General features: G+C 71.2%; 24 protein-coding genes. 9 read left to right on the top strand and 15 right to left on the bottom strand.

From position 1 onward, the window contains the following. The first annotated feature begins 95 nt into the window (after positions 1–95). Together MTQ12_RS01480 and MTQ12_RS01485 are read left to right on the top strand one after the other, a co-directional pair. On the top strand, positions 96–896 hold the full coding sequence (locus MTQ12_RS01480; protein ID WP_247423369.1) for an SDR family oxidoreductase: 801 nt from the start codon (positions 96–98) through the stop codon (positions 894–896). Positions 897–1,156: 260 nt separating this feature from the next. Further along, complete coding sequence (locus MTQ12_RS01485) at positions 1,157–2,575, top strand: MFS transporter (protein WP_247423372.1); 1,419 nt, start codon at positions 1,157–1,159, stop codon at positions 2,573–2,575. A 26-nt stretch (positions 2,576–2,601) separates the two neighbouring features. Here the strand turns inward: MTQ12_RS01485 and rlmB are convergent, their stop codons facing one another. From rlmB to MTQ12_RS01505, 4 genes are all read right to left on the bottom strand, one after another. After that, complete coding sequence (gene rlmB, locus MTQ12_RS01490; protein WP_247423375.1) at positions 2,602–3,552, bottom strand: 23S rRNA (guanosine(2251)-2'-O)-methyltransferase RlmB; 951 nt, start codon at positions 3,550–3,552, stop codon at positions 2,602–2,604. Positions 3,553–3,655: 103 nt separating this feature from the next. Beyond that, the gene (gene cysS, locus MTQ12_RS01495; RefSeq protein ID WP_247423377.1) at positions 3,656–5,125 is read right to left on the bottom strand and encodes a cysteine--tRNA ligase; all 1,470 of its coding nucleotides are present in this window, start codon (positions 5,123–5,125) and stop codon (positions 3,656–3,658) included. 97 nt (positions 5,126–5,222) lie between these two features. Continuing rightward, the gene (locus tag MTQ12_RS01500; protein ID WP_247423379.1) at positions 5,223–6,227 is read right to left on the bottom strand and encodes a Clp protease N-terminal domain-containing protein; all 1,005 of its coding nucleotides are present in this window, start codon (positions 6,225–6,227) and stop codon (positions 5,223–5,225) included. After that, complete coding sequence (locus MTQ12_RS01505; RefSeq protein ID WP_101653266.1) at positions 6,224–6,472, bottom strand: hypothetical protein; 249 nt, start codon at positions 6,470–6,472, stop codon at positions 6,224–6,226. The genes MTQ12_RS01500 and MTQ12_RS01505 overlap by 4 nt, the downstream gene beginning before the upstream one ends. Before the next feature lie 216 nt (positions 6,473–6,688). Between MTQ12_RS01505 and MTQ12_RS01510 the strand changes: the two genes are divergently transcribed. The 4 genes from MTQ12_RS01510 to MTQ12_RS01525 all read left to right on the top strand — a co-directional run bounded on the left by MTQ12_RS01510 (position 6,689) and on the right by MTQ12_RS01525 (position 11,128). Continuing rightward, positions 6,689–7,780 (top strand): S-(hydroxymethyl)mycothiol dehydrogenase, encoded by a 1,092-nt coding sequence (locus tag MTQ12_RS01510; protein WP_137318878.1) that lies wholly within the window; start codon positions 6,689–6,691, stop codon positions 7,778–7,780. Continuing rightward, on the top strand, positions 7,780–8,457 hold the full coding sequence (locus MTQ12_RS01515; protein WP_247423381.1) for an MBL fold metallo-hydrolase: 678 nt from the start codon (positions 7,780–7,782) through the stop codon (positions 8,455–8,457). Before MTQ12_RS01510 ends, MTQ12_RS01515 begins: the two co-directional genes overlap by 1 nt. A gap of 367 nt (positions 8,458–8,824) precedes the next feature. Then, complete coding sequence (dctP, locus tag MTQ12_RS01520; RefSeq protein WP_247423383.1) at positions 8,825–10,147, top strand: TRAP transporter substrate-binding protein DctP; 1,323 nt, start codon at positions 8,825–8,827, stop codon at positions 10,145–10,147. Positions 10,148–10,492: 345 nt separating this feature from the next. Next, positions 10,493–11,128: a hypothetical protein gene (locus MTQ12_RS01525; protein WP_137318875.1), complete on the top strand. Its 636-nt coding sequence runs from the start codon at positions 10,493–10,495 to the stop codon at positions 11,126–11,128. A gap of 167 nt (positions 11,129–11,295) precedes the next feature. Here the strand turns inward: MTQ12_RS01525 and ispF are convergent, their stop codons facing one another. Genes ispF through MTQ12_RS01540 form a run of 3 tightly spaced genes read right to left on the bottom strand, consistent with a single transcriptional unit; the run spans position 11,296 to position 13,054 of the window. Beyond that, positions 11,296–11,808 carry a 2-C-methyl-D-erythritol 2,4-cyclodiphosphate synthase gene (gene ispF, locus MTQ12_RS01530; protein WP_137318874.1) on the bottom strand — a complete coding sequence of 171 codons (513 nt, stop codon included), beginning with the start codon at positions 11,806–11,808 and terminating at the stop codon, positions 11,296–11,298. Then, positions 11,805–12,575 carry a 2-C-methyl-D-erythritol 4-phosphate cytidylyltransferase gene (ispD, locus tag MTQ12_RS01535; RefSeq protein ID WP_247423646.1) on the bottom strand — a complete coding sequence of 257 codons (771 nt, stop codon included), beginning with the start codon at positions 12,573–12,575 and terminating at the stop codon, positions 11,805–11,807. The genes ispF and ispD overlap by 4 nt, the downstream gene beginning before the upstream one ends. Next, positions 12,572–13,054 (bottom strand): CarD family transcriptional regulator, encoded by a 483-nt coding sequence (locus MTQ12_RS01540; protein ID WP_137318873.1) that lies wholly within the window; start codon positions 13,052–13,054, stop codon positions 12,572–12,574. The genes ispD and MTQ12_RS01540 overlap by 4 nt, the downstream gene beginning before the upstream one ends. 283 nt (positions 13,055–13,337) lie before the next feature. On the opposite strand from MTQ12_RS01540, the gene MTQ12_RS01545 reads away from it, so the two are divergent. Continuing rightward, positions 13,338–13,901 carry a hypothetical protein gene (locus tag MTQ12_RS01545; protein ID WP_137318872.1) on the top strand — a complete coding sequence of 188 codons (564 nt, stop codon included), beginning with the start codon at positions 13,338–13,340 and terminating at the stop codon, positions 13,899–13,901. Positions 13,902–14,001: 100 nt separating this feature from the next. Here MTQ12_RS01545 and MTQ12_RS01550 read toward each other — a convergent pair whose 3' ends face one another. Beyond that, a complete protein-coding gene (locus MTQ12_RS01550; protein ID WP_137318871.1) occupies positions 14,002–14,682 on the bottom strand; it encodes a response regulator transcription factor in 681 nt (226 codons plus the stop codon). Continuing rightward, positions 14,679–15,962: an ATP-binding protein gene (locus MTQ12_RS01555; protein WP_137318870.1), complete on the bottom strand. Its 1,284-nt coding sequence runs from the start codon at positions 15,960–15,962 to the stop codon at positions 14,679–14,681. Before MTQ12_RS01555 ends, MTQ12_RS01550 begins: the two co-directional genes overlap by 4 nt. A 214-nt stretch (positions 15,963–16,176) precedes the next feature. Between MTQ12_RS01555 and phoU the strand changes: the two genes are divergently transcribed. Further along, the gene (phoU, locus tag MTQ12_RS01560; RefSeq protein WP_247423385.1) at positions 16,177–16,872 is read left to right on the top strand and encodes a phosphate signaling complex protein PhoU; all 696 of its coding nucleotides are present in this window, start codon (positions 16,177–16,179) and stop codon (positions 16,870–16,872) included. Positions 16,873–16,905: 33 nt separating this feature from the next. Here the strand turns inward: phoU and MTQ12_RS01565 are convergent, their stop codons facing one another. Continuing rightward, positions 16,906–17,898, bottom strand: coding sequence for an EamA family transporter (locus tag MTQ12_RS01565; protein ID WP_247423388.1), 993 nt, complete (start codon positions 17,896–17,898; stop codon positions 16,906–16,908). 284 nt (positions 17,899–18,182) lie between these two features. On the opposite strand from MTQ12_RS01565, the gene MTQ12_RS01570 reads away from it, so the two are divergent. Next, complete coding sequence (locus tag MTQ12_RS01570; protein ID WP_247423391.1) at positions 18,183–18,893, top strand: LysR substrate-binding domain-containing protein; 711 nt, start codon at positions 18,183–18,185, stop codon at positions 18,891–18,893. A gap of 41 nt (positions 18,894–18,934) precedes the next feature. Here the strand turns inward: MTQ12_RS01570 and MTQ12_RS01575 are convergent, their stop codons facing one another. The 5 genes from MTQ12_RS01575 to MTQ12_RS01595 form a co-directional block, all read right to left on the bottom strand. Beyond that, entirely contained in the window at positions 18,935–19,678 is a 744-nt protein-coding gene (locus tag MTQ12_RS01575) for a phosphoglyceromutase (RefSeq protein ID WP_137318867.1), read from the bottom strand. 87 nt (positions 19,679–19,765) lie between these two features. Further along, entirely contained in the window at positions 19,766–20,341 is a 576-nt protein-coding gene (locus MTQ12_RS01580) for a YbjN domain-containing protein (RefSeq protein WP_247423393.1), read from the bottom strand. Continuing rightward, positions 20,338–21,597 carry a glycosyltransferase gene (locus MTQ12_RS01585; RefSeq protein WP_247423396.1) on the bottom strand — a complete coding sequence of 420 codons (1,260 nt, stop codon included), beginning with the start codon at positions 21,595–21,597 and terminating at the stop codon, positions 20,338–20,340. Before MTQ12_RS01585 ends, MTQ12_RS01580 begins: the two co-directional genes overlap by 4 nt. Positions 21,598–21,620: 23 nt before the next feature. Next, the gene (locus MTQ12_RS01590; RefSeq protein ID WP_247423397.1) at positions 21,621–22,442 is read right to left on the bottom strand and encodes an alpha/beta hydrolase; all 822 of its coding nucleotides are present in this window, start codon (positions 22,440–22,442) and stop codon (positions 21,621–21,623) included. Beyond that, a complete protein-coding gene (locus MTQ12_RS01595; protein WP_137318864.1) occupies positions 22,439–22,750 on the bottom strand; it encodes a DUF2516 family protein in 312 nt (103 codons plus the stop codon). The genes MTQ12_RS01590 and MTQ12_RS01595 overlap by 4 nt, the downstream gene beginning before the upstream one ends. Positions 22,751–22,802 lie beyond the last annotated feature (52 nt).

The following is a 22,802-nucleotide window of genomic DNA, read 5'->3' on the forward strand; positions in this document are numbered from 1 at the left end:
TCCGCACCACCCTCTTCCACACCACACCACTTCAGCAGCACCGCACCTCATCAGCACCACCATCCCGGCAGCACCACTCCGACGAAAGGCAGACCATGACCGACGCACCCGAATTCCCCTCCATCCCCGCCCTGTTCGACCTCGGCGGCCGCACCGTCGTCGTCGTCGGCAGCGCCTCCGGGCTCGGACAGTCGTCCGCCCTCGGCATCGCGGATGCCGGCGCCCACGTCGTCTGCGCCGACCTCGACGAGGCGGGGGCGCAGAGCACCGTCGAGCTCATTGCCGCCCGCGGGGGTTCGGCCAAGGCGGCCGCGCTCGACGTCACCTCGACCGAATCGGTCGAGGCCATCGTCGCCGCCCACGCCGACGCCGCCGCGCTCGTCATGACCCCGGGTCTCAACATCCGGAAGCGGATGCTGTCGACCACCGACGAGGAGTTCGACCGCGTCATCGACATCAACCTCAAGGGCACCTACCGCCTCATGCGCGGCTTCGGGGCGGAGATGGCCGAGCGCGGACGCGGCTCGATCGTCACCTTCTCCTCCTTCCGGGCGATCGTCGTCGAGCCTGGCCAGGGCCTCTACGCTGCGGCCAAGGCCGGCGTCGTGCAGCTGACGAAGACGCTCGCGAGCGAGCTCGGACCGTCCGGGGTGCGCGTCAACTCGATCCTCCCCGGCCCCTTCGAGACCCCGCTCACCGTGCAGATCAAGTCCGACGAGGAGTGGTGGAACGCCTACGCGGAGAAGACCGCACTCGGCCGCTGGGGGATCCTCCACGAGATCGCCGGGCCGGTGCTGTTCCTGTGCTCGGACGCCTCGAGCTTCGTCACCGGCCACTCGCTGCTCGTCGACGGCGGCTGGATGGCCCAGGACGGACGCTTCTCCCCGCGGGTGTGAGGCCGTCGGCCCGGTCCGCACGGCGGGCCGGGCCCCGGATCGCCCCCGGACCCGAGGCGGGGGCACCTCCCCGGGCACCGCCGATTCTCCGCCCCGCACCGGAGCCGGGATCTCACGATTCGGACACAAGCTGTGCATACGCTGGACACGGAGTGGCCGGACGTGTAGACCTGACACAGTTCTGACCGAATCTCACTGCTGAGCTCGTGGCCCGAGCCCCTCACCGACGAGACGCGGTCCATCGCACGCAAGGAGATCCGGTGTCCTCATCCACCCCCGCCGCCCCCGCGGATCCGGCAGCGAATGCCGAGCTGCGCAAGCGCACACTGCGCAAGGTCGCGCTGCGACTGACCCCGTTCCTCGGGCTCCTCTACTTCATCAACTACCTCGACCGGACCAACATCGGATTCGCCGGCCCCAACGGCATGAACGACGAACTGGGCCTGACCCAGACGATGTTCGGACTCGCCTCGGGCATCTTCTTCGCCGGCTACCTCCTGCTCGAGGTCCCGTCGAACCTCGCCCTCCACCGGTTCGGAGCCCGCCGCTGGATCGCCCGCATCCTCGTCACCTGGGGTGCGATCGCGGCCGCGATGGCCTTCGTGCCGACGACGAGCTGGATGGGCATCACCGGCGAGTGGTGGCTCATCATCCTCCGCTTCCTCCTCGGCATCGCCGAGGCGGGCTTCTTCCCGGGCATCATCCTCTACCTGACCTTCTGGTTCCCCAAGTCCGAGCGCGCCAAGGCCGTCGCCTACTTCATGGTCGCGATCCCGCTGTCGAGCGTGATCGGCGCCCCGGTGTCCGCGCTCCTCATCGAGCACGGCCACGAGATGCTCTGGGGGATGTCCGGCTGGCGCTTCATGTTCCTCATCGAGGGCCTCCCGGCGATCCTGCTCGGCATCATCTGCTGGTTCTTCCTCACCGACCGGCCGCAGGACGCGAAGTGGCTCGCCGACGACGAGCGGGAATGGCTCAAGGCCGAGATGGAGCGCGAAGAGTCGGACACCGCTGCCCGCTTCCACGTGCCGCTGCGCAAGTCGCTGACCTCCGGCCGCGTGTGGGCGCTCGCCTTCGTGTACTTCGGCGTGGTCTATGGCCTCTACGCGATCAGCTTCTTCCTGCCGACGATCATCGAGGGCTTCCAGGAGCGCTTCGGCGTCGAGTACTCGATCTGGGAGAAGGGCCTCCTCACCGCAGTGCCCTTCACCTTCGCCGCGGTCTTCATGATCTTCTGGGCGCGCCACGGCGACCGCACCGAAGAGCGCGTGTGGCACGTCGCCGCTCCGGCGATCATCGCCGCGATCACCATCCCGATCACCGCCTACGTCGGCTCGCCCTTCCTCGCCATGGTGTTCGTGTCGATCTTCGCCTGCGGCGTCATGGGCTCGCTCGCGACCTTCTGGCCGCTGCCCACCGCGTTCCTCTCCGGAGCCGCGGCGGCCGCGGGCGTGGCGCTCATCAACTCGGTGGGCAACGCCTCGGGCTTCTTCGCCCCGTACATCACCGGCTTCCTCGCCGATGCGACCGGTTCGCAGACCGCGGGCATGTGGGTGATCTCCGCGGCGATGGTCATGGCGGTGATCATCACCGTCTCCCTCGGCGCGCTGCCGAAGGAGAACCGGGCTGCCGGCACGACGGACGGAGCAGACCCGGTGCTCCCGCGCGACGTGCGCTGAGCAGTCGCCCGGCTGCGCGCCCCCGCTCAGCTCTCCCGGGAGCGCGTGCGGGCGACCTCGTAGAGGGTGACGGCGGCGGCGATGCCGGCGTTGAGCGATTCGGTGCTCGCCTGGATCGGGATCGACACGATCTGGTCGCAGAGGTCGCCGACGAGTCGCGACACGCCCTTGCCCTCCGAGCCGACGACGATGCACACCGGCGAGCTCGCGAGCTCGAGCTCCGGCAGTTCGACGTCGCCGTCCATGTCGAGTCCGAGGACGAACACGCCCTGCTTCTTGAGGTCCTGGAGCGCGCGGGCGAGGTTGACCACGCGGGCCACCGGGATCCGCGAGGCCGCCCCGGCCGAGGTCTTCCAGGCCGCCGCGGTCATGCTCGCCGAGCGGCGCTCGGGGATGATCACGCCGTGGCCGCCGAACGCCGCGGTGGAGCGGACGATCGCCCCGAGGTTGCGCGGGTCGGTGATGCCGTCGAGCGCGACGAGCAGCGGGGTCTCGAACCGGTCCGCGGCGAGCGCGAGCAGGTCGTCGGGGTGGGCGTAGTCGTAGGACGGCACCTGCAGGGCGATGCCCTGGTGGATGGCGTCGTCGGTGAGCCGGTCGAGGTCGGGCTTGCTCGCCTCGAGCATGGAGATGCCGCGTTCGGCGGCGAGTGCGATCGACTCCTTGACGCGGTCGTCGGCGTCGATCCGCTGGCCGACGAACAGCGCGGTGGCGGGCACGCCCTCGCGCAGCGCCTCGAGCACGGAGTTCCGGCCTGCGACGACGTCGGCCCCGGCCTCGCGCTTCTTGCGCTTGGCCTGCGCGGTCTGGCGCGCCTTCTTGGCCTGCGCCTCCTTGTGCGCCTTGTGGTAGACGCGGTCCTCGGCGCGCGGGGTGGGGCCCTTGCCCTCGAGCTTGCGCCGGCCCTGGCCGCCGGAGCCCTTCGTGGGGCCCTTGCCGGGCTTGCGGATCGCTCCGCCGCGTGACTTCGGTGGCATATCGGGGGTCCTGTCTGTTCAGCGGTGCCGGATCATTGGTGTCGACCGTCCCGGTAGCGGGATCGGCCGGTGGTGGTGGGAGATCGGAGCGGGGTCGGCGCCGTCAGTCGGCGAGCGCCCAGCGGAATCCTCCCGGAGTGTCCTCGATGGCGATCCCGGCTGCGGTGAGCCGGTCGCGGATGGCATCGGCGCGAGCGTAGTCCTTCTCCCCCTTCGCCGCCAGCCGTTCGGCGGCGAGCTCGGAGACGAGGGAGTCGAGGGCACGGGTCGCGGCGTCGTCCTGGGCCGAGGCGCTCGCCCAGACCGGCGAGGTCGGGTTGACCCCGAGGATGTCGAGCATGAGCTCGATCTCCGCGACGATCCGTGCGAGGCCGGCCCTGGTATCAGCGTCCGGCGCGGTGCCGGCCGTCTCGAGCTGCCGGTTGCCCTCGCCCACCCGGTCGAAGGCGACGGCGAGTGCGCGCGGGATCGACAGGTCCTCGTCCATCGCGGCGGCGAACTCGTCCGGCACGTCGACCACCCGGTCGCGGTAGCCGGCGGCGGCCTCGGGCACGGGCGGCGCGTCCTCACCGAGCAGCCGCCGGGCGCGGTCGAGGAAGTTCGTGAACCGTTCGAGCGCGGCCTGCTGCTGGGCGACGAGCCCCTCGGAGAACTCGAGCACCGAGCGGTAGTGGGCGGTGGAGAGGAAGTAGCGCACGGTGATCGCCGGGAAGCGGTCGAACAGCGCGTGGGCGAAGATCGAGTTGCCGAGCGACTTCGACATCTTGTCCCCGCCGACGTTGAGCAGCCCCGAGTGCATCCACACCCGGGCGAAGGGGTCCCCGGCGGCGCGGGACTGGGCGAGCTCGTTCTCGTGGTGCGGGAAGCGGAGGTCGAGGCCGCCGCCGTGGATGTCGAACTCGGCGCCGAGGTACTTCGTCGACATCGCCGAGCACTCGATGTGCCAGCCCGGCCGGCCGCGGCCCCACGGGGTGGGCCACGAGGCGGACTCCGGGTCCTCGGGCTTGTGGGCCTTCCACAGCGCGAAGTCCCGCGGGTCCTTCTTCCCGCGCAGTGGGGCGTCGGCGGCGTCGGACATGTCCTCGAGCCGCTGGTTGGTGAGTGCGCCGTACTCCGGCCAGGCGCCCGCGGCGAAGTAGACGTCGCCGGAGCCGTCGAGCGCCTCGTAGGCCAGCCCGGCTTCGAGGAGGCGGGAGATGAGTTCGACCATCTCCGTGATGTGGCCGGTGGCGCGCGGCTCGTAGCTGGGGCGCAGTACGCCCATCCGGTCGTAGGCGGCGGTGAAGACCTGCTCGTAGTGGTAGGCGTGCGCCCACCAGGACCGGCCCTCCTCGACCGACTTGCTGAGGATCTTGTCGTCGATGTCGGTGACGTTGCGGACGAGCGTGACGTCATAGCCGCGGTAGCCGAGCCAGCGGCGCAACTGGTCGAACACCACGGCCGAGCGCATGTGCCCGATGTGCGGTGCGCCCTGCACCGTCGCCCCGCACACGTAGATCCCCACCCGGCCGTCGACGACGGAACGGAAGGGCTCGATGGTGCGGGTGGCGGTGTTGTACAGCTGAATGGTCACGCTCAGAGTCTAGCGAGAACCGCGGACAGGTCCGTGCGGGCGGTCCGGGCCCGAGGCACATGCCGGGGCCCGGCGCCGGCCCGCACCGCGCGCACGACTATTCGTCCTCGCCGCGCGCGCAGGCGTCGGACAGGAGCAGGAGCCGGTGCCGGGGCGCGAAGCGGAGGCTGTACCGGGCGACGAGCGCCCACAGCCGCGCGGTGCGGCCGTAGGTGCGCCGCGCGGTCTCGTAGAGCACGACCGTCCCGCCGGGGACCGGCATGAGCTCGAAGCGCTCGTAGCCGGTGACCTGATCGGCCGGACCGGGGACCTTTCCGTCGACCTCCTCGCCGCTGAAGACCACCCTCCAGGCGATGGCCCCCAGCGGGTCGGGCTGCCGGTCGACGCGGAAGACGCCTCCGCCGCCGACGATCCGCCGGATCTGCTCGGGGTCCTCGAGAACGGCCCGGACGCGCGCGGGGTCGGCGGACACGAAGTGGCTCTGCGCGATCGCCGCGGCGGGTTCGCCGCCGGGCCAACACCCGGGCAGCACCCGCGCCGGACGCGGGACGCCGGGGGACGCGCGACGAACGCCGCGCCCGGTCCCGCTCACGGGACCGCCCGTCGCGTCGGCCCGGAGTGCTGCGACCGATGCCCCGCAGTGTTCGATGATCGCAGCGATCCGGCCGGAGGGCTCGGCGAGGAGATCGCGGAGGATCCCGGTCTCGAAGTCGGCGCCCCGGAGGCGTCGCCGTCGGCGGCGCTCCCCGGAGGAGAACGGGTTCCAGCCGGGACCCTGGGACAGCACCTCCCGGGCCGCTCGGGACATCGGCAGGTCCCCCACCTCGCGGGCGGTGAGCCCCGCCATGTCGCGGACGTCGCGGACGGGCACAGTGGTGGGGTCGATGCCGATGTCGCCCAGACGCTCAGCCCTCACCGCGGTCACCGCCCGACGTGCACGCGCGAGGGTGACGCCGTGCGCGGCGAGGGTCTGGGCCGGTCCGCCGCCGGCGCCGAGGAGGCCGAGGAGCAGATGCTCGATGTCGAGCTCGGCACGGTGCTCGCGCATGGTCTCGAACCAGGCCGCGCCGCTGATGGACATCGCACGGTTGAAGGAGTTCATCTCTTGCCTCCGGATCGTCTGAGGAGTGCGGGGGCGACCCGCGAACGGTACTTGCGGTGAACCGCCTGCTTGGACACGCCGAGCGCATCGGCGATCTGCTGCCAGGTCATGCCCTGCCCGAGGGCGGACTCGACCTGCGCGAGCTCGAGGGAGTCGGTGAGGGTCCGCAGCTCGGCGACCGCCCGCAGACCCCGGATCGGGTCCGCGGTGTCGCCGGCGACGGCGGTGAGCGTTCGATCTGCCATGCTGTCAATATATGTTGACAGCTGTCGTTCGTCAACATCTGTTGACGCGTTGTCCTCCTCGCCGTCGTGGCGCCCGCTCCCATCCGGCGGTCACCGCACCTTCCGCGCCCCCTCACCAGTGCGCCTCGGCTCCGCACCTTCCGCGCCCCTCCCACGGCCCCTAGACTGGCGACAGACACATCATCGACCGCGCATGCTTGCGCGAACGGAGGCCCCATGCCCACCACAGTCAAGGGAATCGTCGCGATGTCGAAGGGAGCTCCGGTGGAGGTCACGGACATCGTGATCCCCGATCCCGGTCCCGGCGAGGTCGTCGTCGACGTCAAGTCGTGCGGTGTCTGCCACACCGACTTCCACTACCGCGAGGGCGGGATCAGCGACGACTACCCGTTCCTCCTCGGCCACGAGTCCGCCGGCGTCGTCTCCGAGGTCGGCGAGGGCGTCGATTCGGTCGAGGTGGGCGACTTCGTCGTCCTCAACTGGCGAGCGATCTGCGGCGACTGCCGCGCGTGCCGCCGGGGCGAGCCGTGGTACTGCTTCGACACCCACAACGCGACCCAGAAGATGACGCTCACCGACGGCACCGAGCTCGAGGCCGCCCTCGGGATCGGCTCCTTCGCGGAGAAGACACTGGTGGCCGCCGGCCAGTGCACCAAGGTCGAGGAGTCCGACCCCTCCGTCGTCGGTCTGCTCGGCTGCGGCGTCATGGCCGGGATCGGCGCGGCGATCAACACCGGGCAGGTCACCCGCGGCAAGTCCGTGGCGGTCATCGGCTGCGGCGGCGTGGGCAACGCCGCGATCGCCGGCGCGCACCTCGCCGGCGCCTCGCCGATCATCGCGATCGACTTCGACGAGAAGAAGCTCGCGGCGGCGAAGGAGCTCGGCGCCACCGACACCATCGTGTCGAAGGACCTCGACGAGGACGGCGTGGTGAGCGCCGTGCAGGAGCTCACCGGCGGCTTCGGCGCCGACGTCGTCATCGACGCCGTCGGCCGCCCGGAGACCTGGCGGCAGGCGTTCTACGCCCGCGACCTCGCCGGCACCGTCGTGCTCGTCGGCGTGCCGACCCCGGAGATGGAGCTGTCCGTGCCGCTCGCGGACGTGTTCGGCCGCGGCGGCTCGCTCAAGTCCTCGTGGTACGGCGACTGCCTGCCGGACCGCGACTTCCCCATGCTCGTCGACCTCTACAAGCAGGGCCGCCTGCCGCTGGAGAAGTTCGTCACCGAGCGCATCTCGATCGACGGGGTCGAGGACGCGTTCGCCAAGATGGGCCGCGGCGAGGTCCTGCGATCGGTGGTGGAGTTCTGATGAGCGCGCGCATCGATCATCTCGTGACCTCCGGGACGTTCTCGCTCGACGGCGGGACCTGGGAGGTCGACAATAACGTCTGGATCGTCGGGGACGACTCCGAGGTCATCGTGTTCGACCCGGCGCACTCCCCCGAGGCCGTCGTCGAGGCGGTCGCCGGTCGCACGGTGAGGGCGATCGTCCTCACCCACGGCCACGACGACCACATCCGCGCGGTCGCGGAGACGCAGCGGCTGCTCGGCGGTCCGCCGGTGCTCCTCAATCCGGAGGACCGGGTGCTCTGGGACATGGTGTACCCGGACACGGAGCCCGACGAGGACCTCTCCGACGGCCAGGAGCTCACCGTCGCCGGGGTCGCCCTGCGGGCGATCCACACCCCCGGCCACTCGCCGGGCTCGACGTGCTTCTACGCGGAGTCCGGGCTGTCGGCCGCCGGCCTGCCGGGGGTGGACGCCGCGGGCGAGATGCCGATCCTCCTCTCCGGAGACACCCTGTTCCAGGGTGGGCCGGGCGCGACGGGCCGCTCGTACTCGAGCTTCGACACGATCATCGAGTCGATCAGCGAGAAGCTGTTCACCCTGCCGGGAGAGACCGTGGTGCTCACCGGGCACGGCGACGCCACCCGGATCGGTGAGGAGAAGCCGCACCTCCAGGAGTGGATCGACCGCGGGGAGTGAGCGGCCCGGCCGCGCCCCGCTGACGGCGGGGTAGCCCCGGGGCCGATGCCGCGACACCGCGCAGCACCGACACAGCGCAACAGTGGGGCTTTCGGACAAGAGTGGTGACAATAATGCCCCAACTCTCGTCCGAAAGCCCCACAGTTCTGCCGGGGGCTGCCGCCCCGGCCCGCGCACGCGTTTCCCCAGCCGGCACCCCGTGTCCAGCATGCAGAACAGCATCTTCAAAACTGAACGATCAATCGCTAGGCTCTCTTCAACGCACATCGGCGTGCGTTCCGGGCTCCCTCGCCCGGGCCGACCCCTCGGGACACGACGACCCTCGGGACCCAGAGAAGCAGGACCGACGATGAATCGACTCAGGACCATGTTCACCCGCACCGGCCGGGGCTCCGTTGCCGCCACGTCCACCTCCGCCCGCACCTGCCGTGCTGTCCCGGCGCTCGCCGCCGGAGCCGCGCTCGCGCTCCTGAGCGGGTGCGCCGGCTCCGCCGGCGGAGGCGGTGGCGGCGGCGGCCAGGGCGGCGGTGAGGGATTCGAGTACGGCGCCTCGCAGGAGGAGATCAACGCCGCGATCGCCGATCTCGACCCGGTCACCCTGACCTACCAGCCGGGCGCGAGCTCACAGGAATCCGAGACCGCGGCCAGCGCGCTCCGATTCAAGGAATACGTCGAGGAGCGTTCGGACGGAAAGATCACCCTCGAGATCGTGTGGGGTCAGGCGATCGCCAGCTATACCGAGCTCGAGGACGCACTCGTCGACGGTCGGGTCGATCTCGCGTTCCACGCCGCGATCTATTTCCCGGAAGAATTCCCCACGATCGACGCCTTCAGCAAGATCACCCAGTACTCGACCCCCGCGCCGCTCACGGGCGAGGCGATCTCGACGGCGATGATGGCCGAGCTCGGGTGGAACACCTCGGAGCACCTCGAGTCCTTCAAGGAGAAGGGACTCACTCCGCTGTCGCCGCTCATGAACTCCGGCGACTACTGGACCGCGTGCCGCGACACCGGCTCCTCGCTCGACGACTGGAACGGCCGTCAGATGCGGATCGCCGGCACCGCGCACACCGCGATCGCAGAGGCGCTCCAGGCGAGCCCGGTCTCGATGGAATACGGCGAGACCTTCGAGGCCCTGCAGCGCGGCACCGTGGACTGCACCTTCGTGCAGCCGCAGGTCGCCGGCTCGACCGGTCTGCTCGAGGTCGCCCCGCACGTCTCGACCTTCGCCGACTCCCGGATGACCGGTTCGGCGACGGCGGCCCACGTCGCCGGCTCCTCGTTCGAGAACCTTCCTCTCGCCTACCAGCAGATCCTGTTCGATGGCGAGGTCGACCACTTCCACGGCATCATCCAGAGCACCCTGGATGCCCAGCGACAAGCGGTCATCGACGCGACCGAGGCCGGAGGCGAGTTCACCGACATGGACCCGGAAGCCGAGAAGGTCATGTCCGATGTCCAGGAGCAGCTCGTCGACGACCTCATCGCCGAGGGCCGGCTGCCGGAGGACATCCGCGAACAGATGGAGGCGTCCGCGGAGAAGTGGACCGGGGTCGTCGAGGAACTCGGCTACACCGACGACGGGGAGCTCACCGACTTCGACGACTGGTACGAGCCCAACGGCGTCGACTTCCGCCCGCTCGGCGAGCGGGTCTTCACCGAGGCGGCAGCCGCCCACCGCCCGAGCTGAGCCGCAGCAGGGCACGAGCACGCTCCTCGGCCCCGCAGCTCAGGTGATTGTGGGGCTTTCGGCGGAGAGTGGTGGCATCAACGCCACCACTCTCCGCCGAAAGCCCCACTCTTGCGGAACAGGGTCTCTGCCGGAGCCGGCGCGGAACGGACGTGCCGCGTCCGAGGCGCCGGGGTGCGGGAATCCGCAGATCCCGCTCGCCCGGCGCCGGTCGGGAATCCTCCAGGGCGCGTGCGCGTTATCCTCGAGACCAGGCCTGTGACCGCCGACTGGGCCCGAGGTCGACTCGCCCGCCCCGGGCGTCGCGCCCCTCGCCCCGGGAGTCGCACGAGAAGGGATCGCGCCATGTCGAACGACCACCGCACCGAGAAGCACCCGCGTCACGACTCCGAGCACCCGCCCGTCACGACCGGTCGCGGCCGACCATCCGGCCCGTCCGCGCGCGCCGACTACACGCTGAGCCGGCACGAGCAGATGTGGATCACTGCGCAGGTCAATCAGCCGGGTTGGAACCTGTTCTACGGCATCGGCCTGCTCGTCGTCGCGATCTCGCTCGCGGTGTCGATCTTCTCCGCACCGCTGACCAGCGGATCCACGGCGATCGCGCTCGGCCTGTCCGCAGTCATCGCCGTCGGCGGGCTCATGCTGTGCCGGATGGGCTGGCGGCGCATCGCGCCGCTGCAGCGGTTGCGCCGCGACCGCGCCCCGCACACCACCCGGTCCGTCGAGGTGCAGGGCCTGCTCGGCTCCAATGCCCTGCGCCTCCTGCAGGACGACGGACGCGAGGTGTCGCTTCGCGGGCCCGCACCCTCGACAGCGGACGGTGACCGGTCCGAGGCGCCGATCCCCGTGGGCTCGACTGCGCAGCTCTCCGTGTTCGCCCCCTACGACGAGCTCGGCTCCGCGCCGGCTCGGCTGCTGCTCGCCGACGGCGACCACGCGATCGGCTGGATCACCGACGACGGCGCCGCCCGCTTCTGAATCGCCCGGCCCGCGGGCGGCAAGCCGGTTCCCGGCTCGCTCCTGCACGGGACGCAGGTTCCGCAGGCGCGCCAGTTCGGTCGGGCCGACTCGCGAGTCACCGTGGTGCGGTCACTCGGCAGAAACCGCGCCGGAACGACTCCGGAACGTCTGCGCAGGTCCCGGGCTCAGCGCGCAGCGTGGACGAGCGCGGTGGCGAGCGCGGCGACACCGTCGCCCCGGCCGGTCAGCCCGAGGCCGTCCGTCGTCGTACCCGACACCGCGACCGGCGCACCGGCGGCGGCGCTGAGCGCGGCTTCTGCCTCGGCCCGGCGGGTGCCGATCTTGGGCCGGTTGCACACCGCCTGCACGGACACGTTCCCGATCTCGAACCCGGCCTCGCGCACCAGCCGTGCGGCCTCGGCGAGCAGCTCCGCTCCCGAGGCGCCGGCGAGCTCCGGCCGGTCGGTGCCGAAGTGCGCGCCCAGGTCGCCGATCCCGGCTGCGGAGAACAGCGCATCGCAGCAGGCGTGGGCCACGGCATCGGAATCGGAGTGCCCCTCGAGCCCGGTCACACCTTCCCAATGCAGTCCGGCGAGCCACATCGGGCGCTCCGGATCCGCGGAGAAGCCATGGACGTCGACCCCGATGCCCACCCGGGGCAGCACGGGGCCGGGATTCACCGGTTCGTTCGCACTCATGAGGGGTCCTGTTCCGAGCGGATCCCGGCACCGTCGGCGAGGTGCAGGCCGGCGATCCGCAGATCGATCGGGTGGGTGATCTTCAGCGCACGCTCGTCGCCGGCGACGGCCTCGACGCCGTAGCCGAGCCGTTCGACGAGCTGCGCGTCATCGGTCGCCGCCGGGAGCGGGTCCGTGCGCTGCAGCCGGTGCGCCTCGCGGAGGACCGAGGCGGCGAAGCCCTGCGGGGTCTGCACCCGGCGCAGCGCGCCTCGGTCGAGGTCGCTGAGCAGCCGCTCGCGGGTGCCGGCCGGAGCCACGGGCGCGGTCTCCGCCGCGCGCTTGACGGTGTCGGTCATCGGGAGCACGGGCACGACGGCGCTGGCCCCCGAGTGGAGCGCCGCGGCGACCCGGACGAACACCTCGGGCGGGGCGAGGCAGCGCGCGGCATCGTGGACGAGCACGAGCTCGGGGTCGCCGGCGGCGTCGAGCGCGCGGGCGACGGAATCGATCCGGTCCGCTCCCCCGGCGACGACGCGCACCCGGACGCCATGCGCACCGGGAGCAGCGCCGTCACCGGCGAGCAGGGCATCGAGCATGTCCTGGGCCGGACGCACGAGCGCCTCGGGCACGGCGACCACGATGTCCGTGGCCGCGCCCGAGGCGAGTGTGCCGAGCACGCAGTGCTCGAGGAGCGTCCGTCCGGCGAGAGCGACGAAGGCCTTGGGGCGATCGCTGCCGAGCCGGGTCCCCGACCCTGCGGCCGGGATGATGACGCAGGTGCTCAGGACGCGAGGACCTCGTCCAGGAGGGCTTCGGCCTCGACCTCTTCCTTCTTCTCCGCCAGCGCGAGCTCGGAGACGAGCACCTGGCGGGCCTTGGCGAGCATCCGCTTCTCCCCGGTGGAGAGGCCGCGGTCCTGCTCGCGGCGCCACAGGTCGCGGACGACCTCAGCGACCTTGATGACATCACCGGACTGGAACTTCTCGAGATTCGCCTTGTAGCGGCGGGACCAGTTCGTGGGCTCCTCGGAGATCTCCGCACGGAGCACGTTGAAGACCTTCTCGAGGCCCTCTTCGCCGACGACGTCCCTGACACCCACCAGGTCGCAGTTCTCGGCCGGGACCTCGATGGTCAGATCCCCGTGCGAGACCTGCAGCTTGAGGTAGAGCTTCTCCACTCCCTTGATGGCGCGAGTCTTGATTTCCTGGACCGTCGCTGCTCCGTGGTGAGGATAGACAACGGTATCGCCGACCTGAAAACTCATATTCTCCTGTACCCCTTTCGCGGACCTCCAGTTTACCATGACATACACCACAGAGATCGCCGAGAATTCCCTCCACGTGTGGTAGGGTCCGGATTTCACCTGGTGTTCACCCTGGTGAGAGGTCCGGAGCGGGTCTGAACGGCAGTAGCGGAGTCACGCCCCGGCGACCGCCCGGGTGCCGTACGGCGTCCAGCCGCGCTCCGCCGGACGCCGTTCTACAGGGGATCGAAAACCGGGTACTATACAGAATGATTCTGTTGTGCCACTTCAAGGAGCTTGAACCGTGAAACGGCTTACCCGTGTCGCCCTGGCCGCCGCTGCCGCGGCGCTCGTCATCCCCGTCAGCGGCTGCGCTGCCCTGCTCTCGGCCCAGCAGACCCATGAGTACCGGTACAACGGCGGCGACGGCGCCTGGACGGACATCGAGGACGTCGCGGTCCGCGGTCTCATGCTCGTGGCGGAGGACGAGGAGCAGGCGAACCTGTTCTTCACCGTCATCAACAACTCGACCGAGGACGCCCAGGTCGAGATCTCGGTCGGCGACACCGACGTCAGCGAGAGCGTTCCGGCCGGCGAGACGCTCGTCCAGAACCCCGCGAACCCGGAATCCGAGTCCGAGCCCATCACCGTGACCGGATTCGGCGGCAAGCCCGGCTCGCTCGTCGACGTCGAGGTCAGCGTCAACGGCCAGAGCGAGACTGTCCGCACGCAGGTCGTCGGCACCGACCTGCCCGAGTACCAGGACCTCGCGCCCACCGGCGGTGCGAGCAGCGATCCGGCCGCGGAGCCCACCGGCGAGGAGACCGCCGCCGAGGAGCAGGGCGCCGGAGAGACCCAGGCACCCTGACGCACCTCCCGGACGCGGGCCCACGGCCCGGCGCTCCACCCAGCATCAGCAAGGCGGGCACCCGAACCGGGTGCCCGCCTTCTCTGCGCTCCGTGTGCTCCTAGGCCTCGAACTTGTAGCCGAGCCCCCGCACGGTGACGAGCAGCTTGGGATCCGAGGGCGCGACCTCGACCTTGGCGCGCAGCCGCTTGATGTGGACATCGAGGGTCTTCGTGTCCCCCACGTAGTCCTGACCCCAGATCCGGTCGATGAGCTGGCCGCGGGTCATCACGCGCCCGGCGTTGCGGACGAGCATCTCGAGCAGCTCGAACTCCTTGAGCGGCAGGGACAGCTCCGTGCCGCGCACCGATGCGACGTGGCGGTCGACGTCGATCCGCACCCCGCCGGCCTCGAGCACGGAGTCGACGAGCGCGTCGGGCTCCGCATTGCGGCGCAGCACCGCACGGATCCGGGCGAGCAGCTCACGCGAGGAGTACGGCTTGGTGACGTAGTCGTCGGCCCCGAGCTCGAGCCCCACGACCTTGTCGATCTCGGAGTCCTTGGCGGTGAGCATGATGATGGGGACGTTCGACTTCGCCCGCAGGGTGCGACACACCTCGGTGCCGGAGGCCCCGGGGAGCATGAGGTCGAGCAGCACCAGATCGGCGCCGTTGCGGTCGAACTCGGCGAGCGCCTGCAGACCGTCCTCGGCGACGACCACCTCGTAGCCCTCCTTCCCGAGGAGGTACGACAGCGGGTCGGAGAACGAGTCCTCGTCCTCGACGAGCAGAATGCGTGTCACGTCGTCTGTTTCCTTTGCTCGGTGGTGTCCACGGGCGCATCCGCGGCCACTGGGGCCGCGTCCTGTCCCGCCTCGTGGTCCGGCCCGGGTTCGTGGTCCGGTCCGGTACTGATCAAAATACCCTGCTCGGCCGCCTGCTCGAGAGCACGTCCGTCGTCGCCGCCGGCGATCGGCAGGAGGATGGTGAAGGTCGAGCCCTGGCCGAGCTTGCTCCACACCCGGATCTCGCCGCCGTGGGTGGCGACGATGTGCTTGACGATGCTCAGCCCGAGCCCGGTCCCGCCGGTCACCCGGGAGCGCGCGGGATCCACGCGGTAGAAGCGCTCGAACACCCGCTCCGTGTCCTCGGTGCTCAGCCCGATCCCCTGGTCGGTCACCGCGATCGCGATCCGGCCGTCGTCGAGCTTCGCACCGATCCCCACCTGGGTGCGCTCGTTCGAGTAGCTGATGGCGTTGTCGACGAGATTGCGCACCGCATTGACGAGGAGCTCGAAGTTGCCCTCGACGTACCACTCCCCGCCGCTCACCACCTGGAGCGTGATGCTCTTCGCGTCCGCCCGGGTGGTCGCGCGGTCGACGGCGTCCTCGATCACCCGGCCGATCGGGATGAGCTCGGTGGCCGCCGGCGTCTCGTGGTCCTGCACCCGGGAGAGGTCGATGATCTCCTGCACGAGCTGGGCGAGCCGCTTCGACTCGCGCTGCATGCGGGAGCCGAACCGGCCCACCGCCTCGGGGTCGTCGGCGAAGTCGGTGACCGCCTCGGCGAGCAGGGTGATCGCCCCGATCGGGGTCTTGAGCTCGTGCGACACGTTCGCCACGAAGTCCCGGCGCACCGCATCGAGGCGGCGCGCCTCGGTCTGGTCGTCGCACAGGACGAGGACGAACGCCGTGCCCAGGGGTGCTACCCGGGCGTGGAGGTGGCGGGCGACGCGGGCGTTCGAGCTGCGCTGCTGCTCGAAGTCGAGCTCCTCGATGAGCCCGCGCATGCGCGCCCGGCGCACGACCGCGAGGAGTTCCGGGGAAGCGAGCTCGTGGCCGCGGACGAGGCCGTAGGTGTAGGCCGCCGGTGACGCCTTGACGACGTCGTCGCCGGCATCGATGACGATCGCGGCGCTCGGCAGGACGGCGAGCACCTCGGCGATCCCGTCGGGGAGCTCGCTCTCGGAGTGGAGGTCGATCGGGCTGCGGCTGCGCTCCGAGAACCGGAACGCGAGGATCCCGGCGATGCCGAGACCCAGCCCGATGATGCCCGTGAGGACGGCGACGACCAGAAGATCCACATGTCCAGCCTAGTCGCTGGACGGACGGCGGCGTCCGGGCCGCTGCGGCCCGGAGTAACATATGGACAGATGTTCACCTCCGGGCCAGGATCGGTTCACGCCGCCCTGGGACCGTGGGACACTGCCGGAGATCCGCACACCCGCCGTCGGCCCGGAATCATTCCTGCGAACGCCGCGTTCACGTTCGCAGCACCCTGCGAAAGGAAGCGTCACCATGCGCGAAGTCTTCAAGAACGAGCTCAATGCTCTCGCCGACGATCTCGTCACCATGACGACCAAGGCGGCCGACGCGGTCGAGAAGGCCTCCCGCGCCCTCGAGACCAATGATCTCGATCTTGCCGAGGCGGTGATCGACGGCGATGCCGCGATCGACAACCTCCAGCGTCACGTCGACCAGCAGGCGGCGCAGATCCTCGCCCTGCAGGCACCGGTCGCCCACGACCTGCGCGTCGTGATCTCCGCGCTCAAGATGAGCGTCGCGATCGAGCGGATGGGTGACCTCGCCCGTCACATCGCCTCACTCGTGCGGATCCGCCACCCCAAGCCCGCGGTGCCCGCGGCCTTCGCCGACACCTTCGTCCTGATGGGGCGCTCGGCGGCCCGGATCGGCCACGCCCTCCAGCAGCTGCTCGACAACCCGGGTCTCGACTCGGTGCCGACGATCACCGCGATCGACGAGGAGCTCGACGAGCAGCACCTGCGCGTGTTCAGCATGATCTCCGAACTCGACTCCTCGGAGATCACGCCCTCGCAGATCGCCGACGTCACCCTGCTGTCGCGCTACTACGAGCGGTTCGGGGACCAGTGCGTCAACGTCTCGCAGCGCGTCGAGTACCTGCTCACAGGCAGCTGGGAGCCGGAGCTCTCCGCCAACGACGCGGCGGAGCAACGCATCGAACCGCGTCACTGATCACCGCGCCTGCGGAACTCGGGCCGGCACCGCTCAGGCCTGAGCGCCGCAGGGATCCCGTCGCCCCGGCGGCTCCTCCCCAGGGAGGGGCCGCCGGCGTCGGTCCCGGGGGCCGTCTGGGGCATCGTGCTCGATGCCGCTCGCGCCGCCGCCCCGGTCCCGCCTCCGCCGGCGGAATCGGAGCACGCCCGAGGTGACCGCGACGCCGAGGAGAAGCAGCGCGCCCCCGGCGAGCTCGCTCGGGGTGGGGATGTCGCCGAGCACGAGCCACGCGGCGAGCACCGCGACGACCGGCACGAGCAGGCTGTACGGCGCCACCTCCGAGGCACGGTGCCGGGAGAGCAGCCCGTTCCACACGACGTAGCCGATGAGCGAGGCGCAGCCGGCGGTGTACGCGGTGGAGGCGAGCACCCCGACGGTGGGGTGGAGCAGCGCCTCCCCGACGGCGGCCGGACCGTCGAGGACGAGCGAGGCGGCGAACAGCGGGATCGGCACGACGAGGCCGGACCAGACGGTGAGGCTGAGCCCGCCGGCGCGCACGGAGCGCGCCACGACATTGCCCGCACCCCAGCTCGCGGCGGCCGCGACGGTGAGCAGCAGGCCGAGGGAGGGCACCCCGGAGGACAGCCCGAGCGCGATCGCGAGCAGGCCGGCGCACCCGATCCCCGTGCCGACGAGCACACGCACGGTGGGCCGCTCGCCGAGGAACAGCAGGGAGAACAGCACGGTGAACACCGCCTGCGCCTGGAGCACGATCGAGGCGAGGCCGGGCGTCATCCCGAAGTGCATCGCGGTGTAGAGCAGCCCGAACTGCCCGGCCGACATGAGCAGGCCCACCGCGGCGACCCGGTGCCACGGAGCCGCGGGGCGCGGGACGAAGAAGACGAGCGGCACCGCCACGACGACGAAGCGGACGGCCACGAGGAGCAGCGGCGGCCAATCGCGGACGCCGAGCTCGATGAAGAGGAAGTTGATGCCCCAGATGACGACGACGAGGCAGGCGAGGAGACGATCGCGGGAGGTCATGGATCCAGGCTCGCACGCCGGACACTGTAGGACCATCTGACGTTCTTCACTGATTCCGTTTACGATCATTCAATGATCGATGTTCACGCCCTGCGCACTCTCCTCGCCGTCGAGGCCACCGGGTCCGTCACCGCCGCCGCGGCCGCCCTCGAGTACACGCCGGCCGCGATCAGCCACCAGGTGCGACGGCTCGGCCGGCAGGTGGGCGGCGACCTCACCGAGCGGACGGGCCGCGGGATCGCGCTCACCCCCTCGGCCGCGAGCTGTGCGCCCGCGGGGCCGGCGTGCTCCGCGCACTCGAGCAGCTCCAGGCCGAGGTCCGAGCCCCCGACGCCGAGCCGAACGGCCGCATCACCGTGGGCGGCCCGAGCACGGGCCTGCGCGGACTGCTCGCCCCCGCACTCCCGCTCCTTGCTGCACGTGCCCCGGATCTCCAGGTGGCGAACATCGAGGACGAGCCGGACGTGCTCCTCGAGAAGCTCCTCAGCGGCCGGATCGACGCCGCGCTCCTCTTCGACTGGGAGGACCGGCGCACGCACCTGCCCGCGACACTGCGGTCCACCGCGCTCGTCGACGACCCGGCCGACGTCATCATGCACCGCGGCCACCGGCTCGCCGGACGCGCCCAGGTGACGCTCGCCGACGTCCGGGCGGAGACGTGGACCTCGGCCCCGCGCAATGCGATCTGCCACCGCTGGCTGCTGAGCCTGTTCGCCGGCTCCGACGTGCAGCCGCGGATCGAGCACTGGGCGCTCGAGTACGACACGCAGCTCGCGTTCGTCACCCACGCCGGGGCGCTCGCGCTCGTGCCCCGGGTGGGGCGCCCCGAGCTCGGCCCGGGCCTCGTCGCCGTCGAGCTCGCCGACTCGACGATCGCGCGGACGATCCGGCTGGTGTGGCGCGCCTCGATGGACCGGGCCCCGGCGATCGGGGCGCTGCGCACGGTGCTCGGCGAGGTCGTGGAACACCTCGGACCCGGGGTCCGCGCGCTCTGAAGGAGCGGGCGGACCATCGGGTCCGATGAGGTGCGCCGGGCTCAGCGCCCCTGGCCGGCGACCTGCCCGATCGCGGCCTCGGCGGCCGCCGGGTCGAGGTAGGTGCCGCCCGGGTTGAGCGGGGTGAGGTTCTCGTCGAGCTGGTAGTGCAGCGGGATGCCGGTGGGGATGTTGAGCCCCGGGATGTCGGCGTCGGAGATCCCGTCGAGGTGCTTGACGAGAGCACGCAGCGAATTGCCGTGCGCGGTGACGAGCACGGTGCGTCCGAGCTGCAGATCGGGCACGATCCCGTCGTACCAGTACGGGAGCATGCGGACGATGACGTCGGCGAGGCACTCGGTGCGCGGGATCGCATCGGCGAGGTTCGCATACCGCGGATCCCCGACCTGCGACCACTCGGAGGAGTCGTCGAGCACCGGCGGCGGGGTGTCGAAGGACCGGCGCCAGGTCATGAACTGCTCCTCGCCGAACTCCTCGCGGATCTCCTTCTTGTTCTTGCCCTGGAGCGCGCCGTAGTGGCGCTCGTTGAGCCGCCAGGTGCGCTTGGCGTCGATCCACGAGCGATCGGCGGCCTCGAGCGCGAGGTTCGCGGTGAGGATCGCCCGCTTGAGGCGCGAGGTGTGGAGCACGTCGGGCAGCAGCTCGTGGGCGATGAGCAGCTCGCCGGCGCGGGCGGCCTCGGTGCGGCCCTTGTCGGTGAGCGGCACGTCGACCCAGCCGGTGAACAGGTTCTTCTGGTTCCATTCGCTCTCGCCGTGGCGCAGGAGCACGAGGTTGTACGTCATGGCTGCATTCTTCCACGGGTGCGCGGCCGGGCGCACGCGGTTCCGGGGTTCGGGCCCGAGCATCCCGAAGCCGGGGCCCGGGGGCGTTCAGTACCGGCCGAGGAACTCGTTGTCGTCGCCGGAGAGCAGGGGCTCGAAGGCCGCGAGGTTGCGGGTCGACTCCCCGCGTGCGATTCGCCAGGCCCATTCGCGCTTCATCGAGGTGAGGAAGCCGAGCACGAGCAGGTCGTTGAAGGATTCGTCGGCGGCGGTGAGGAAGCGGCCCATGAGCGAGTCGAGGACCTCGGTGTTCCACGCCTCGCGCGGCAGCGAGGCGTCGAGGTAGACGTCGCCCAGGGGGTCGGTGGAGAACGCCAGCCCGCGGAGCTTCGAGTTCTTGTGGAGCAGCCAGGCTTGGAACCTCTCCCGGTTCTCGTCCGGGTGGCGGATGACGAAGGCCTGGAGGTCGACCGAGCGCGGCGAGCACCGGATCGACACCGTGGTCTTGAGCTTCCGTTCGCCGGGCAGGGTGACGGCGACGTGCGCCTCCCCCAGCCGGTCGGCCTCGAGGTCCTGCTCCCGTGCCCAGGCGAGCGCGAGCTCGCTCGCGTCCTCCGGGGAGAGCATCCGCGTGCCGCCCGCCGCGGTCCCGTCCGTCGTGCCGTTGTCCGTCGAGTCATTCATCGTGGTCCTCCACCTCTCGCCTCCGCGGTCCCGGGCAAGGCGTCCGGCGCGGCCGGCACCGCTGCGAGCACGGTCGCCGCACAGGTGCGCCAATCGAACTCGCGGGCCCGCTGCGCGGCCGCTGCTCCCATCCGAGCACGCGCGGCGGGATCGCACAAGAGGGCCTCGATCCCCTCGGCCCAGGTCAGCGGGTCGTCCTCGGCGATGAGGAGGCCGGTGCGGCCGGCCTCGACGACGTGGGTGAGGCCGCCCACGGCGGAGGCGACGACGGGTGCCCCGCAGGCCTGCGCCTCGGCGGCGGCGAACCCGAAGGATTCGCTGCGCGAGGGCACGAGCACGAGGTCGACCGCCCGGTACCAGTCGGCGAGCACGGCGGCCGGCACCGGCGGCAGGATCTCGACCCGGCCGTGCAGCCCGGCGGCGTCGATGCGCGCGCTCACCGCGGCGGGGTCGGTGCCCTCCCCGGAGGCGGCCCCGAGCATGACGAGGCGGGTGCGCGCGGCGAGCATGGGGTCGAGCCGGGCCAGCGCGGCGAGCGCCTCGACCGCGGTGTCCGTGCCCTTGACGTGCTGCATCCGGCCGACGTAGAGGAGCAGCAGATCCGCGTCCTGCTCCCCGACGGCGCGGCGGGCGGTGTGCAGGGGCCCGGGGGTGAAGGTTGCGAGGTCGACGCCGGGCATCGCGGTGACGACGCGGGCGGGGTCCGCACCGAGCAGGTCGACCATGTCCGCGGCCTCCGCCTCCGTGTTCGCGACGAGGAGGTCCGCACCGGCGGCGATCCGCTCCTCGGCTTGCCGGCGCTGCGCGGGCTCGAGGGCCGCCCCGGTGTCGCGGTCCTTGACCGCGGCGATCGTGTGGAAAGACACGACGAGGCGCGGGCCGGGGGTGGGCGCGGGGGTGGGGTGCTCGGTGAGTGCGAGCCCGGCGAGCGCGGAGATCCAGTAGTGCGCCCAGATCAGCTCGCAGCCGGCGTACGCGGGGTGCGCGGCGAGTGCGGCGGCGAGGGCGGGCACGTCGTCGGCGAGCGCCGTCTTGTCCCGGGCGGAGGTGTCGAGCTGGTGGAGGCGCACCCCGGGGGCGAGCTCGACGGTGCCGGTGGTCGGGGCGAGCGGGTCGGCGGTGAAGATCTCCACCGTGTGCCCGGCGCGGGCGAGTTCGGCGGCCGTCGCCCGGACGTAGACATTCATCCCCCCGGCGTCGCCCTGACCGGGCTGAGCGGCGGGCGAGGTGTGGAGGGAGAGGACAGCGATGCGCACGGTATCCGATTCTACCGGGGCGCTCAGGTCTCCTCATCGTCGAAGAAGGCCCGGAGGATCCGGCGCACCTCGCTGCGGCCGCGCCACAGGATGCTGCCTGCCGGCAGGACCTCGAGGGATGCGCGCGGGAAGGCCGCCGCGCAGTCGCGGGCGACGGACACCGGGTGGGAGCGGTCGTCCTCGTGGGTGAGGACGAGCACCTCGCCGCGGAAGGCCCCGGCCGCCTCGAGTGCGCGGGCCGGGTCGGCGACGGCGATGTCGAGCGCGAGGCCCACGCCGTCGGACATGTCGGTGTCGAACAGCGCGTCGACCTTCGCGGCCGCCCAGGCACGGGCCGGCGGCAGGTCCGCAACCTCGGCGGGTTCCCGGGCCAGCAGCGCGTCGAGCAGCGCGGCGCGATCGCCGGAGGCCAGGTGGGTGCGGATCGCCTCGACATGGGCGGCGTGGGCCGCGCGCACCTCGGGAGTGAACCCCGCCCACGAGGCGGGCAGCACGAAGGCGACCTTCTCCAGGCCCGTGGCGGCCGGGTGGCCGGCGGTGATGAGCCGGGCGAGTCCGCCGGCGCTCATCGAGACGCCGAGCGCACGGGTGGCGCGGGAGGCCTCGAGCGCGGCGGCGAGCTGTTCGGCGATGGTGCCGTAGGTCCAGCCGGGGCCCGGGGAGGGCCTGCCGCCGTGGCCGCCGAGGTTGACGAGCACCCGGGTACCGGCGATCCCGGAGGCGAAGGGGCGGGTGTCGCGGATCGCGCCGGAGAAGCCGTGGCCGAACAGCGTCACCGGATCCCCGGAGCCGAACGCCGACATCCAGCCGGAGTTCGCGCCGGGCCGGTTGGGGTCCTGCGTCATCGATTGCGGAAGCGGGGGTCGACGGCGCGCAGGCCCTTGCGGACGTCGGCGAAGTAGACGGCGGCGGCGACGAATCCGAGCAGCGAGATGAAGATCGGCATCGCCTGCAGCGGCGGCATCGCGAGGAAGCCGACGACCGCGGAGATGCCGAGGATCACGGTCCAGAAGGTCTTCGAGCGCTTGTCGGCGGCGCGATAGACCTCATCGCGGTAGCGCAGCGAGTCGATGAACGCGACGAGTTCGACGATGAATGCCGCGACGGTGAGGAGGAGGAACACGAGACCTTGGATGCTGGCGAGCGCTGACATATCCGCCGATCCTACCGGGCAGTGCTGTCAGTCCGCTCGGAGCGGACGTGTG

Source organism: Brevibacterium sp. R8603A2 (assembly GCF_023072605.1).
GTDB classification, from domain to species: Bacteria; Actinomycetota; Actinomycetes; order Actinomycetales; family Brevibacteriaceae; genus Brevibacterium; species Brevibacterium pityocampae.